General features: G+C 70.8%; 10 protein-coding genes. 5 read left to right on the top strand and 5 right to left on the bottom strand.

What is annotated here, in order from left to right:
- Positions 1–991 (top strand): ABC transporter permease (locus tag AB1460_RS31695; protein WP_368965754.1); only part of this gene is annotated, 991 nt, incomplete at its 5' end.
- A 33-nt stretch (positions 992–1,024) separates the two neighbouring features.
- Here the strand turns inward: AB1460_RS31695 and AB1460_RS31690 are convergent.
- Positions 1,025–1,819, bottom strand: a complete 795-nt coding sequence (locus AB1460_RS31690) for an N-acetylmuramoyl-L-alanine amidase (protein ID WP_420497427.1) — start codon at positions 1,817–1,819, stop codon at positions 1,025–1,027.
- Between the two features lie 564 nt (positions 1,820–2,383).
- Here AB1460_RS31690 and AB1460_RS31685 point away from each other — a divergent pair.
- A complete protein-coding gene (locus AB1460_RS31685; RefSeq protein WP_368965752.1) occupies positions 2,384–2,947 on the top strand; it encodes a hypothetical protein in 564 nt (187 codons plus the stop codon).
- A gap of 105 nt (positions 2,948–3,052) precedes the next feature.
- On the opposite strand, the gene ahcY is transcribed toward AB1460_RS31685, so the two are convergent.
- The 3 genes from ahcY to AB1460_RS31670 form a co-directional block, all read right to left on the bottom strand.
- A complete protein-coding gene (gene ahcY / locus AB1460_RS31680) occupies positions 3,053–4,489 on the bottom strand; it encodes an adenosylhomocysteinase (RefSeq protein WP_368965751.1) in 1,437 nt (478 codons plus the stop codon).
- Between the two features lie 161 nt (positions 4,490–4,650).
- Positions 4,651–7,209, bottom strand: coding sequence for an efflux RND transporter permease subunit (locus tag AB1460_RS31675; RefSeq protein WP_368965750.1), 2,559 nt, complete (start codon positions 7,207–7,209; stop codon positions 4,651–4,653).
- A 168-nt stretch (positions 7,210–7,377) separates the two neighbouring features.
- Positions 7,378–7,584, bottom strand: coding sequence for a DUF1918 domain-containing protein (locus AB1460_RS31670; RefSeq protein ID WP_368965749.1), 207 nt, complete (start codon positions 7,582–7,584; stop codon positions 7,378–7,380).
- A 636-nt stretch (positions 7,585–8,220) separates the two neighbouring features.
- Between AB1460_RS31670 and AB1460_RS31665 the strand changes: the two genes are divergently transcribed.
- The 3 genes from AB1460_RS31665 (at position 8,221) to AB1460_RS31655 (ending at position 12,415) form a co-directional block, all read left to right on the top strand.
- Entirely contained in the window at positions 8,221–9,315 is a 1,095-nt protein-coding gene (locus tag AB1460_RS31665) for a phosphatase PAP2 family protein (RefSeq protein WP_368965748.1), read from the top strand.
- A 124-nt stretch (positions 9,316–9,439) separates the two neighbouring features.
- Positions 9,440–10,594 carry a phosphotransferase family protein gene (locus AB1460_RS31660; RefSeq protein ID WP_368965747.1) on the top strand — a complete coding sequence of 385 codons (1,155 nt, stop codon included), beginning with the start codon at positions 9,440–9,442 and terminating at the stop codon, positions 10,592–10,594.
- 105 nt (positions 10,595–10,699) lie between these two features.
- Positions 10,700–12,415, top strand: coding sequence for a C2 family cysteine protease (locus AB1460_RS31655; RefSeq protein WP_368965746.1), 1,716 nt, complete (start codon positions 10,700–10,702; stop codon positions 12,413–12,415).
- Between the two features lie 87 nt (positions 12,416–12,502).
- On the opposite strand, the gene AB1460_RS31650 is transcribed toward AB1460_RS31655, so the two are convergent.
- Positions 12,503–13,570, bottom strand: coding sequence for a universal stress protein (locus AB1460_RS31650; protein WP_420497428.1), 1,068 nt, complete (start codon positions 13,568–13,570; stop codon positions 12,503–12,505).
- Between the last annotated feature and the right edge of the window lie 16 nt (positions 13,571–13,586).

Here is a 13,586-nt window from a genome sequence, read left to right as displayed (position 1 = left end):
GCTCGCGGCCGTCGCCACGAGCCTGGACGTCGACGTCACCACACGGGAGGTCCCCGACGAGGCCGCCGGTCTGCGCGAGGTCTCCGACGGAGACCTAAACGCGCTGGTCACTGCGGCACCGAGCGGGCTGCGGGTCGCGGTCCGGGAGGATCTGAGTGACGACCTGCGCGGAGTCCTGGCCGTTCTGGCGCGCCAGCAGGTTCTCGACAACGAGATCAGCGTGCTCGGCGGCGACCCGGCCCGGGTCAACGAGACGGTGGCCGCCGCCGACGTCCAGATCACCTCGCTCGATCCGGTGCCCGATTACCAGGGTGAGCGTCTCGTCCTCGGGATCGCCTCGGCACTGCTGATCTACATGGGGCTGATGCTGTACGGGCCCGCGGTGTCGCAGGGTGTGGTGGAGGAGAAGTCGAGCCGGGTCGTCGAGCTGCTGCTGTCCACGGTCCGGCCATGGACGCTGATGGCGGGCAAGGTTCTGGGCATCGGGATCGTCGCGCTGATCCAGATGGTGGTCCTCGCCGGCGGCGGGCTGGCGGCCTCGCTGGTCACCGGCGCGCTCACGCTGCCGTCGAACGAGGCGACCGGAACTGTGGTCTGGTCCGTGGCCTGGTACGTGATCGGGTTCTTCCTGTACGCGCTGCCCTTCGCCGCGATCGGCGCGATGGTCTCCCGGCAGGAGGATCTCGGCGGCATCTCCAGCCCCATCGTCCTGGCGCTCGTCGTCCCCTGGGTGCTGGGCATCTCGATCGTGCCCGGAGACCCTGACAACGGCCTCATCGCCGTGCTGTCGATGGTTCCGTTGTTCTCCCCGGTCCTTATGCCGATGCGGATCGCGCTCGGGGTCGCGCCGGTCTGGCAGCTCGTCGTCTCGGTCCTGCTGGCGCTCGTGCTGATCGGTGTGCTCCTGCGGGCCACCGGGCGGATCTACCACAACGCGGTGCTGCGCACCGGTGCCCGCGTCTCGTTCGCCGACGCGCTGCGCCAGGCCTGAGCACGGACGTGGGAGCGCGGGGGCCCGGCGGCGTCAGACCTGCCGGTTCATTCCGGTGAGCACGTAACCGACCTTGCGCCAGGTGGCGGGGCCGCAGATGCCGTCGTCGGGAATGCGCCCGAACCAGGGCGTCGCATAACGCTGCAGCGAGGCCACCCGGGCGGCGGTCTGCGGGCCGTAGGCCCCGTCCGGGACGAGCCTGAACGGGTCGCCGGACGTCGCCTCGTGCCCGAAGATGATGTTCAGCGCGTTCTGCAGCGTGACCACGGCCGCGCCGCGGGAGCCCTCCCGCAGGGTGGGCATGCCCGCATAGCGTTGGCGAGGGTCCGCGAAGGACGGCGCGCCCACCGCCGCGGCGAGGATGTCACCGCGGCGGTTCGCCCGGATGTTCCCGGGGCAGGAGTGGCCGCCCCAGGAAGCCCCGCCCATGCGGTGGGTCCCGATGCCGTAGCCGTTCGTCGAGTCGGTGATCTCGGCCCGCCAGCCGAACTCGCGGATCCCCCAGGCGAACAGCTCGCCGAGCCGCTGGATCTGGATCGGCGCGTAGTCCTCGGTGTCGTACCCCTCGCACTCGACGCTGATCCAGAACGGGTTGCCGGCGGCCTGTGCCCAGGCGCGCCGGTCGAACGGGACGTACTGCTCGAACTCGCCGCCCCGGGACAGCCACAGGTGCGAGCTCACCTCGCTGGCCGGATTGTCGAACCAGCCGAACAGCGAGCCCGTGCCGACCTGGACATGGGGAATCAGACCACGGGTCGGCTGCGTCATGCTGCCCGAAGTGTTCCGGACGGGGCGGTACCGTGCCGGTGGGTAAAGGGTGGCCGGCACGGTCAGCCCCGCTGCTTTCTGGTGGGAGCCGAGCTCCCGGCCACGGCCGAGGTGCTGGCCGGGGCCGGGATCCCGGCTGGCGTCGTGTGGTCCGGTGGCCTCAGGTCTGGACGATTCACGTCTTCCTCTAGGGTCGGAGGGTCTGAGGGATTCCTACCCCTCCGGGCCGGACCATCCCCATCTGGGGTCGTTCGTGCTGTGGGCCGACTGTCGTCCGCGAGCCCCGATCGGCGTATCGGCATTGTTTTGTCGTGATTCGCTGGCTGGATGGTGGGGCAGAAAGCACCCACTGTCCGCGCGGGTGCGGACGTCCACGCGCGTATACCCGGCACGGATCGCCGCGGTGTCAGGTCCGGGCACCGGCTGTCGCCAAGCCGACAGGGCGTGTGTTGCCCGGCACCTGCGGGTCGGCGTCCGTCCGACATGTTTGTCTGACTCCCCGTACAGGGAGGGGTACTGCTGATGACATTTTCACGATCACGCCTGCCACATCGATCGCCTCGATCACGCGGAGTGGGCCGCTCGCATCGCCTGGACCGATCACGCGCCCCGGCCCGGGTGGGGATGGTGGCCGTGCTGACCACCGTGGGTTCTCTCGCGATCGCCGGTCAGCCCGCGGCGCACGCAGGCGGCACCCCGGCGGCGGAATGCCGCAGCGACCGCCAGTTCGACGTCGCGGACCCGACCGGGGAACCCGATCCGGGCGCGCCGGTGCATCTGACCGCGGGCTACTACGCGCAGACGGCGGCCTTCTGGCCGCCCCGGTCGGCGGTGCTGTGTGACACCGGGTCGGGGCGTCGGCAGCCCGGCTCGCGGATCACGGCGTCCAACGGGCTGGAATGCCCGCCAGGCGCGGGGGAGCTGGTGGTTCCCGACGAGATCCCGGCCGACTACGACACCCCGACAGTGGCCCGTTCGGGGGCCTACCTACCCGATGGCTGGTACACGCTTGCCTCGGCGGAGGCGGAGGCCACCGGTACCGCCGCCGGTGCGGCGGAACCGGCTGCCGGGGCCGGTGCGGGGCGGTCCGGCACGAACTGGACGGCTGTGTGCTGGTTCCGCACCGCCCCGCCCGAAGCCGCAGCGGCTGGGGCGGTCGAAGGAGCCCCGCCCGTGCCGACGTTCTGACCGGCGGCGCCGGCCAGGGACAGGCTGGTTCGGACACGGCGAAGGGCCGCCCCGGGTGACCGGGACGGCCCTTCGCACGCTGTGGCGCTCTGGCGCGCCGGTCGATCAGTAGCGGTAGTGGTCCGCCTTGTACGGGCCCTCCACCGGGACGCCGATGTAGTCGGCCTGCTGCTTGCTCAGCGTCGTGAGCTTGACGCCGAGCGCGTCGAGGTGCAGCCGAGCGACCTTCTCGTCCAGGTGCTTCGGCAGGATGTACACGCCGAGCGGGTACTGGTCGGTCTTGGTGAACAGTTCGATCTGCGCGATCACCTGGTTGGTGAAGCTGTTCGACATGACGAAGCTCGGGTGGCCGGTGGCGCAGCCGAGGTTCATCAGCCGGCCCTCGGCCAGGACGATGATCGAGTGCCCGTCCGGGAACACCCACTCGTCCACCTGCGGCTTGATGTTGATCTTCTCGATGCCCTCGATCTTCGCCAGGCCGGCCATGTCGATCTCGTTGTCGAAGTGGCCGATGTTGGAGACGATCGCCTGGTGCTTCATCGCGGCCATGTGCTTCGCCGTGATGATGTCGTAGTTGCCGGTGGTCGTCACGAAGATGTCGGCGGTCGAGACGACGTCCTCGAGGGTGAGGACCTGGAAGCCGTCCATCGCGGCCTGCAGCGCGCAGATCGGGTCGATCTCGGTGACGATGACCCGGGCGCCCTGGCCGCGCAGCGCGTCCGCACAGCCCTTGCCGACGTCGCCGTAACCGGCGACGACCGCGACCTTGCCACCGATGAGCACGTCGGTCGCCCGGTTCAGCCCGTCGATGACGGAGTGGCGGCAGCCGTACTTGTTGTCGAACTTCGACTTCGTGACCGAGTCGTTCACGTTGATGGCCGGGAAGGCCAGCGTGCCCGCCCGGGCCATCTCGTACAGCCGGTGCACACCGGTCGTGGTCTCCTCGGTGACACCCTTGATCGAGGAGGCGGCGGCGGTCCACCGGCCGGGCTTCTCGGAGATCGTCCGGCGCAGGGTCTCCAGGATGATCGCGTACTCCTCGGAGTCCGAGGGGTCGGTCGCGGGGACCGCGCCCGCCCGCTCGAACTCGGCGCCCTTGTGGACGAGGAGGGTCGCGTCACCACCGTCGTCGAGGATCATGTTGGGGGCGCCGCCGTCCGGCCAGGCCAGTGCCTGGTCGGTGCACCACCAGTACTCCTCCAGCGTCTCGCCCTTCCAGGCGAAGACGGGGACGCCCTGCGGGTCGTCCTTGGAGCCGTTCCGCCCGACGACCACGGCGGCCGCCGCGTGGTCCTGGGTGGAGAAGATGTTGCAGGAGACCCACCGCACGTCGGCACCGAGCGCGACCAGCGTCTCGATCAGGACCGCGGTCTGGATCGTCATGTGCAGTGAGCCCATGATCCGGGCGCCCTTGAGGGGCTGGCTGGCCGCGTACTCGGCGCGGGTCGCCATCAGCCCGGGCATCTCGTGCTCGGCAAGCCGGATCTCCTTGCGGCCGAACTCGGCCAGCGCGAGATCCGCGACCTTGAAGTCGAAAGTCATGCCCTCTCCTCATTGCGCTCGGATGGCTGCCGAGCCTCCACTGCGGTGTCACGTTCCGCTGCCGGCCGCCTGTCGGACTGCCGTCGGCAGACGAAGGTACGAGTGAGTTGAGCGTGCCACAGTGGACCGGAACGGCGAAGACCCGGTCCGGTCGCGTCACATCAGCCGCCGGCCGGCCCGCCCGCCCCGGACTCGGTGGTCGTCGATGCCGGGGAGGCCGGGGAGGCCGAGGCGCCGGCCGCAGCGACCTGCGGACCGGCCTCCGGCGGCACGCGCCGCGACTCGCGGTAGACCCAGCCGCGCTCGTCCGCCCACAGGAGCAGCGGCGGCAGCACGATCAGGGCGGAGAGCAGCGCGATGCCGACGTTCAGGGCCACGACCAGGCCGAAGTCCCGCAGCAGCGGCAGCGAGCTGAACGCGAGGACCACGATTCCGATCACCGCGGCCAGTGCCGACACCATGAAGGCCCGCCCGGTCCGGGCCGCGGCCTCTTCGGTGGCCGCCTGCGGGTCGCGTCCGCGCCGCCGCTCCTCGACGTGGCGCATCACGATCAGAGTGGTGAACTCCGCGCAGAGCGCGATCACCAGCGGGCCGCCGACCGCCGTCAGCGGGCTGAGCTCGAAGCCCGCGAGGTGGGAGACGATCGCGGTGAGGCCCACCGCGATCAGGACCGGAACCACGGAGACCACCGCGCGGACGATGTTCAGGTAGCGCAGGAGCAGGATGAGGAAGACGCCGATCAGCGCGAAGTAGGTCAGCTCCACCCGGTTCTTCTCGAAGTTCTCCAGCAGCCCCGTGCCGACCACGGCAAGCCCGGACGGTGTGGCGCGGATCCCCTCGGGCGGTGCGACAGTCTCCCGGATGTCGTTCACGACGACGGCGCGTTCCTCCAACGCCCCCGGCCCGGTGCGGAAGATCATGTTGAGCGCCCGGCCGTCCGTGTTGACGGTGCTCTGCCTGATCGGCTCCGGGGTCACCCCGTACGCCAGCCGGATGTCCTCGCCGGTCGGTGCGAGCAGCGTGGTGTCGGGCACCTCCATCAGGAAGCTGATGGTGGTCACGAGGCTCGACACGGTCAGCAGCTCGCGGGGGTGCTCGTCGAGCTGCTGATGGGCGAAGTCGTGGACGAACGTGACCGTCCGGTCGTCGAAGATGTCGTCGGACTGGATGAAGACGCCGAGCTCGCTGCTGGAGCCCGTCTGCGCCTTGAGGTCCTGGATGTTGTGCACGACCTGGGAGTCCTGGCTGACCCACTTCTCCGGGTCGGTCTGGACCTTCAGATCGCCCTCGACGACCAGACCGCCGGCGAAGATCGCGGTGGAGAGCACGACGAGCGGGATCGCGGCCGCGCGGGGCAGCGACCCGAGCCAGACCACAGTCCGCCCGAGCGGGCCGCGGGAGTAGTCCTTCGGTGCGGTCGGTGCCCGGCGCTCGCGGAATCCGAGTGAGGCGGCACTCAGCAGCACTGTCGCGAGCACGATGACGGGCAGCCCGATCGCCAGCAGCACACCGAAGTCGCGGATCATCGGAACCTCGCTGAACTCCAGCGCGAGGAACGCGACGACCCCGGCGACGGTGGCCAGTGCCAGTGCGGGCATGAGCCGCGCCAGCGCCTCCGCGACCGGATCACGGGCGCGGTCGAGCTGGGCCTCCTCCTCGACCCGGCTGTGCAGCTGGACCGCGAAGTCGATGCCGACACCGAGCAGGACGGGCATGCCGGCGATCGTCACCACCGACAGCGGGATGCCCAGGTAGCCGGCGAGGCCGAAGGCCCAGACCAGTCCGACACCCACCACGGCCAGCGGCAGCAGCCGCCAGCGGACGGCGAACGCCACCAGCAGCAGACCGGCCATGATGATCAGCGAGATGCCACCGAGAGTGAGGAACCCGCCCCGCAGGTAGTCGTTGATGTCCCGCAGGAGCACGGCCGCACCGGTCGTCATGACGTCGGCGTTGTCGAAGGTCATACGAGCCATCGCGGCCTCGGTGACGGTGGCGCCCTCGCCCTCCTCCTTGATCGAGGCGTTGCCCTGCAGCCGCACGATCATCTGGGCGGTGTTCTCGGTCGGGAAGAAGGACTGCAGCGACTTGCGGACCGCGCCGGTGTTGTCGTAAAGCAGGAATTCGATCCAGGCGGCGTCGTCAACCGAACGCTGGTCCGCCGGAATGCTGTTGATGCGTTCCAGCGTGCGGAGCGAGTCGGTCAACCGCAGTTCAGCGGACCTCGGATCCGGGTCACGGGCCTGCGCGCCAAGCAGGATCTTGGCCGCCGGACTGCTCAGAATCTGTCCATCCGGGCTGGTCACAAGATTCTCGGTAAACTCGAGCGCCGTAAGTGGAGTGATCACACTCTCGACGCCGGGGTCCTTCTCCAAGGTGGTGGACAGCTCACGGAACTTCTGGACGTTGCCGGGCGTGAAGAGGTCGACCAGGTCGGCGTCCGGCTTCGTGGTGAAGAGCGTGATCATCGCCTGGCCGCCGAAAAGCTGCTGGTAGGCGACGTTGTCCTTGGCGACCTGGGAGTCGGGGTTGAGGTAGTTCTCCTGACCGGTGGTGAACTCCAGCCTGGTCAGGCCGAACCCCAGCACCACGGTGACGAGCGCGGCAACCGCCGCGACCACGCCAGTCCGTCGTCCGACCACGCGACCCAGGCCCGACCAGAAACGGGTCGATCTGCCGCCTCGGGCGGATCCGTCCGACGGCACTGGCGAACTTGGCATCAGGATGCTCTCCGGGGATCAACGTGGCGCCCGGGCGGCCGTTCGGACCGCCCGGAGATCGGTTTGCAAGGTGTATAGCGCACATCACATCCGGGTGCCGACCCCCACGACCCGGGATTTTCGCCCGGGCCGCGGACCGCATCCTCAGGTGCTCATACCGTCACGTGCTCATACCGTCACGTCCTCACGCGCCGGACGCAGCTCGATGGTGGAATCGGCGCCGGGGAAGAACAGCCCCTCATGCCCGTCATCCCAGCGGACCATGAACGGCGGCCCGCCGTCCGTCCCGCGGACCTCGATGACCACCCCGTGGCGCTCCGGGTCTCCCACCGTGCGGCCGTGGACGACGAAGCGGTCGCCTACCGATGCGTACATGATGTTTCTCCCTTCGGCCCTGGGTGTGCGGTAGCTCCGGAGTAACACGGTTCGCGGTCCCGGGCAGGTGAGAAGGAGGCCCTGCCGCAAAGGTCTGCTTCGTCAATTTTGCGGTGCTTCGCCGCGAACCGGCGCGTCTGCAGAGCGCGACGATTGCCGTGCCGTCCGCGATGAATGTGATATTGGCCATAGCTTGGCCGGCCAGAGGGCTGCTGTGGGTGATGTCTCGGCCGAGGGGCAGGACGTGACGGACGCCGATATGCCGCCTACGGTCTGCCGGAGTCCCATGTCAGCTGTCTGGGCGTGGTGTGGCCGGAGTGTCCTCATCGCCATCCTGTGTCGAACATCCGACAGGCGGGTAGGACAAAGGTTCCAATGTGGTGGAAATAGCCGAGGGTTGCTCGCTGTTGGTTTATCTCACTGTCACTCGGCCGCCAGCCGGCGAGTCGGGAGGGGCGACAGGCCGACCAACGGGCCCGGGTAGGGCGTCACGCAGCGTCACTCATCGGCGGGTGAGGGGAGATGAGTGTGGTGTCACAGAGACCGGGTCCTTGCTCTGCTTACCGATCGGCCGGTAGGAACGGGAGGTTAACGGGGCATGTCGGCGGGAGGGCGTGAGATGCGCCGGTGGGGCTCATGGTGAGCATTCCGATTCCTTGGCGTGAGCAGGCGAGGTCCGGTGACAGGCCGGTCGCCGTCGCGCTGAGGAGTTCGTGGCTGCACGCGACCAGGCTGGGGCGCGCGACCTCGTCCGCGCTGTTCTTCGGCGGTCAGGTCCTGCTCCTCGCGCTGCTCTACATGATCTATCGCATGGGGCGCCGGATGGCCGTCGGCCGGGAGCCGCAGGCCCTGGCGAACGCCAGAGACGTCTGGAACGTCGAACGGCTCCTCGACCTGCCCAGCGAGTCCACGATCCAGCAGCTCGCGCTGCACTCCACGCATCTGCTGGAGCTCGCGAACCGCTTCTACATCGGCGTCCACTTCCCGGCGTCCATCACGTTCCTGCTGTGGGTCCTGGTCCGGCACCGCGACGCGTGGCCCCGGGTGCGGCTGGTCATCCTGGCCTCCACCAGCGCGGCACTCCTGATCCACATGCTGTACCCGCTCGCGCCCCCGCGGTTCCTGCCCCAGGTCATGCCACACGTGACGCTGGTCGACACCGGAGCGGTCTTCGGCCCCACGCCCTACACGGCCGGCGACACGGTGGCCAACCAGTACGCGGCCATGCCGAGCCTGCACGTCGGCTGGTCGATCCTGGTCGCCTGGGGAGTGATCACGATTCTGCGGACGCGTGCCCGCTGGTTGATCCTCGCCCATCCCGTGATCACCAGCATCGTGGTTGTGATCACCGCCAATCACTACTGGATGGACGGGGTCATCGGCGGCGGGCTGGTCGCCATCGCGGTTCAGCTGAGCCGGCCCACGGCGCGGAACAGGCTGGCGTGCCTGGCCACCGGCTCCCGCCAGCGGTTGCGGCCGACCCGCGACAGGGCCGCGGCGACTGCGCTGACCAGTGCTTCGGCCGGAATCAGATCGGTGCCCTGCGCCCGCCAGGAAAGTGGCAGGCCGGTCACCGGCCTGCCGGAGCAGCGCCCGCTGCCCGGTCCCGACGAGCACGCTGCCGTGTCCGCCTCGTGCGCCTCGCCAGCGGTGTCCGCCGTTTCCGGCGATCCGCCCGGCGAAGCGGTTCGACCGCCCGGCGCGGATCCGGCCGCCGGCCCCACCGCCTGACGCTGCCGAGGGCGTGGGCCGCGGCGTGACGCGGCGGCCGACAACCCGGCGGATGCCTACGGCGCAACGGTTTTCCGGACCGGTGTCCCGATCCTGCCGACTGCGTCGGCACTAGGCTCGACGGATGGCCGTGGATGATCTAGCTGGGTCGCGCCCGGTGCGGGACGAGGACGCGCTCGACGTACCCGCAGTGGACGACTGGCTCCGCCGGCACCTCGGGGCATCCGCCGAGGTGACCAACAACGGTTCCGTTCCGCCCAACGGTGCCGTTCCGCACACCGGTGTGGTTCCTGCCCCGGGGCGCCCCGAGGTCCGGCAGTTCTCCGGAGGCGCCTCGAACCTGACCTACCTGTTGCGCTATGAGAACGTCGATCTCGTCCTGCGCCGCCCACCGCGGGGCCGGAAGGCCTCCGGGGCGCACGACATGGGCCGGGAGTACCGGGTGCAGGCCCGCCTGCGGCCGGCTTTCCCCTATGTGCCGCGGGTGATCGCCTTCTGCGACGACCCGGCGGTGATCGGTTCCGACTTCTACGTCATGGAGCGGGTCGCCGGGGTGATCCCGCGGTCGGAGTTTCCGCGGTCGCTGACCCTCGACCCGGTGCGGACCCGCCAGCTGGCCTTCCGGGTCTTCGACCTGCTGGTGGCCCTGCACGACATCGACCCGGCCGCCCACGGCCTGTCGGACCTGGGGCGCGGCCAGGGGTATGTGGACCGGCAGATCCGTGGGTGGACGAGGCGCTATCGGGATGCCCGCACGCCGAACGTCCCGTCCTTTGAGCCCGTCATGAGCTGGCTGGCCGAGTACGCGCCGGAGGACGTCGCCGCCTGCGTGATCCACAACGACTTCCGGCTGGACAACGTGGTCTTCGATGTGTCCAGTCCGGATGAGAACGGGCTCCCGCGGATCAGCGGTGTGCTCGACTGGGAGATGGCGACCATCGGTGATCCGCTGATGGATCTCGGGGGCGCGCTCGCCTACTGGATCCAGGCGGACGATGACGATGTCTACCGGTACACCCGCCGGCAGCCGAGCCACGCCCCCGGCATGCCCACCCGGGCCGAGATCGTCGAGTACTACGGCGAGCGCCGCGGCGTGGATGTCGGCCGGTGGCCGTTCTACCAGGTGTTCGGCCTGTTCCGACTCGCCGTGATCGCGCAGCAGATCTACTTCCGCTACCACCACGGCCAGACGACGAACCCCGCCTTCCGTGACTACTGGAAGATCGTTATCCACCTGGAGAACCGCTGCCTGCGGGTGATGGCTGCCACCGGGTTGTAGCTCGCCCGGTTCCCTGCGTTGCCTCTCCCCGTCGGCCCGGGTCCCCAGCGGCGGCCGGCGGTTAACTTTGCGATCATGCGGGAAGATGCCGGCACGACCGGGGCGGTGAGGCATCCGAGACTCGGCGCCGGCCACGATGAGCCCGCCTCGCCGCGCGCGACGGCCGTAGCCCTGCGCCAGGCGGCGGAGCAGATCCTGCTGCTGCTCGGGCCGGTGATCGCCCTCGACGACGACCTGACGTGGCGGTCACCCTGGCAGCAGCGATGCCACGCCCGGATCGACGCCTGGGCGTCCGCACTGGCCGCGGGCGCCCGCCTGGCCCGCGAGCGGGCCGATGTCCTCGACCTCGCCGCCACCGCCGACCTCGCCGCCGTTCCGGTGCCTCCGGTGCCTCCGGTGCGTCTGGTCCTCCGGCCTCCGGAGCGCTTCTGGCCAACAGGGTCGGCCTGGCCGGTGGATGTCCGCTTCTCGGCCCAGCGGCTCGCGGAGCTCGCTCGCCGGCTGCGGGCGGCCGGGCACGAGGCGGTTCGCCTCCTGGCTCGGCTGGGGCCCAGCGGGCGGGCTGTGGGCGTGTGTCACGGCCTCGACCTCGTGGCCGCGCAGGCCGGTGAGATGGCCGAGTCGATCGACCGCAGGCTGGCGGAGATCGCCGCCGCCGAGGGTCTCGCCCGCCGGCCCGCACCCTCGCCTGACCAGGCCTCGCCGCCGGCTGACCGCCCTGCGCCCCGTCCGGTCGCACGCGGTTCGGCCGCACCGGAGGGGCCCGTCGCGGGGCTGGCGATGCTGATCGGCACCGACCCGCTGCGGCTGGGGGTGGCTGAGCTCGCCGAGATCGCCGTACGGCTGACACGGCTCGCTCCGGGCGAGCTGACGCCGGTGATCGGTGGTCTACGTGGCCGTCCGCTGGAGGTGCTGGCCGCGGCCGCGGCCCTGGCACCGAGCCGGCTGGATCTGAGCACACTGCACCGACTGCCCGCCGTCGTCGCGCTCGGGGACCTGATCCTGCGTCAGGCGCCGCCGCCGATGGTGAGCGAGGTGGCCCGGCTGTTCCCAGGGCTGGAACCGCCGGTGGTCGAGCAGGGGCCGTCGTGGAGCCGTGCGCTGGGGCTGAGCGCCTCCACGGAAGGCTTCGTCCGGCGTGGGCACAGCAGGAGCCCGGTCTGGGTGCGCGGGGCGACCGCGGCGGACGTCGGCCAGGGCCGGCTCGGCGACTGTTACTTCCTCGCGGCCCTCCTCGGCGTCGTCCACGCGGATCCGGCGTTGTTACGCGGGAACCTCCGGGAGAACGCGAACGGCACAGTCACTGTCACCCTGTACACGGGGCGCGGGGCCGTCGAGATCACGGTGACCCGGAGCCTTCCCGTGGATCGGAGGACCGGCCAGGAGATCGGCGCCGACACGGACAACGCCGATGGTGACCCGGAGCTGTGGCCCGCCCTGTACGAGAAGGCCTACGCCCGCCTGGCGGGCAGCTACGCGGGTATCGAGGGCGGTGATCCCGCCGCCGCGATGCGGCAGCTGACCGGCGCCGAGGCCGTCGGCGTCCCGTCGGCCAACGTCGAGGTGCCGGACATCGCCGGCAGGCTGGCGGCCGGTGATGTGGTGACCGTGGTCACGCGGAACCGGACCGGCGGCGGATCGGGACTCGTGCCCGCGCATGCCTACACGATCCTCGGCGCGGACGAGCACACCGGGCGGGTCCTTCTCCGCAACCCGTGGGACCAGACCGCATCCGACGACCGGCTCGACTGGCGTAGCTGGGAGGAGATCCGCGCCGAGCTGGCGGGCGTCCAGTGCGGGTCGACGCGCCGACGGAGCTGATGCCCCCTGCGTCGGCCGGGGACCCATCGGCCGGGAACCCGTCGGCCGGGGACCCCGTACGGCCCGGTACAGCCGTGGCGGCAGCGGTCAGCGGCCGTGAATGATCGCCACGGGCGCGGTCGCGTGCAGCATCGTCTGGTGGCTGACCGATCCGAGCAGAAGCTCGGCGAAGCCGCCCCGGCCGCGGGCCCCGACCACCAGCAGATCGGCGTCCCGGCTCTCCTCCAGCAGCGCCCGCGTCGCCGAGGCCGCCACCAGCACCCGTCGGACGCTGGGCGTGGGTGCCGCCGGACCGTCCTGGCCCGGTCCGGCGGCCGCGCCGATCACCTGTGCGATCGAGTCGTCCAGCATGGCCCGGGCCTGGTCCTCGAGGGCCGCCACGATGTCTCCGGACGTCTCGGCGAACGGGAGAGGCACCGCGGCAAGCCAGGCGTGTACGACGTGCAGGGGGGCTCCGCGCAGCACGGCCTCGTCCGCGGCCCAGCGCAGCGCCGCCAGCGAGTTCGGTGAACCGTCCACACCGACGACCACCGGACGCGGCGGCGCGTCCGACGTGTGTGGCTGCGGCCCGCTCGGTCCACCCGACCCGGCCGGCTCCGCAGCATCGTCCTCATCCCCCGTTCGGGGGGCGCGGGCGACAACGACGGGTACGGGCGAGTGCACCGCGACGGACGCGCTGACGGAACCGATCCGCAGGCGGTGGAGGAGGCCGCGGCCGCGCGTCCCGACCACGATCATCTCGGCGTCCCGACCCGCGGTGAGCAGGGCCTCGCTGCCCGGGGCGTCAACCACCTCCTCGACGACGGCGAGCCCGGGCGGAAGCTCGACGTCGGTGAGTGCCTCGTGCAGAACCTGGCCGGCGGCCTGCGCGAGCGTCCCCTCGTCGTGCGGACCCGCGGTCGCGTCAGCCCACCGGCGGACAGCTGACGGCTGCTCGTGTGGACACGAGCCGAGGACAGCACGTACCCGGGCGCCGCGCCGGGACGCCTCCGTGACGGCCCACCGCAGCGCGGACTCCGAACCCGGCGACCCGTCGATCCCGACGACGATGTCAGCCCCCGCGGACCTGCCTGCCGACCCGTTGCGGCCCTCGCCGGTCATGGCGGCCTCCCTCTCTCGACCCGCTGTCGACCGGGCCCCGCCCCCCGCGGCCACGGCGCCTCCCCCGGCC

The organism is Parafrankia sp. FMc2, assembly GCF_041008525.1.
In the GTDB taxonomy this organism is placed as follows: Bacteria; Actinomycetota; Actinomycetes; order Frankiales; family Frankiaceae; genus Parafrankia.
Note: the sequence above shows the minus strand (reverse complement) of the source record. Positions and strands in the feature narration are given on the sequence as shown.

Bases quoted from the DNA above. Each gene is read 5' to 3' on its own strand.
- AB1460_RS31685 (WP_368965752.1), top strand. From the start codon at position 2,384: ATGGTGGCCGTGCTGACCACCGTGGGTTCTCTCGCGATCGCCGGTCAG.
- AB1460_RS31660 (WP_368965747.1), top strand. From the start codon at position 9,440: ATGGCCGTGGATGATCTAGCTGGGTCGCGCCCGGTGCGGGACGAGGAC.
- AB1460_RS31670 (WP_368965749.1), bottom strand. From the start codon at position 7,584: ATGTACGCATCGGTAGGCGACCGCTTCGTCGTCCACGGCCGCACGGTG.
- AB1460_RS31665 (WP_368965748.1), top strand. From the start codon at position 8,221: ATGGTGAGCATTCCGATTCCTTGGCGTGAGCAGGCGAGGTCCGGTGAC.
- ahcY (WP_368965751.1), bottom strand. From the start codon at position 4,489: ATGACTTTCGACTTCAAGGTCGCGGATCTCGCGCTGGCCGAGTTCGGC.
- AB1460_RS31675 (WP_368965750.1), bottom strand. From the start codon at position 7,209: ATGCCAAGTTCGCCAGTGCCGTCGGACGGATCCGCCCGAGGCGGCAGA.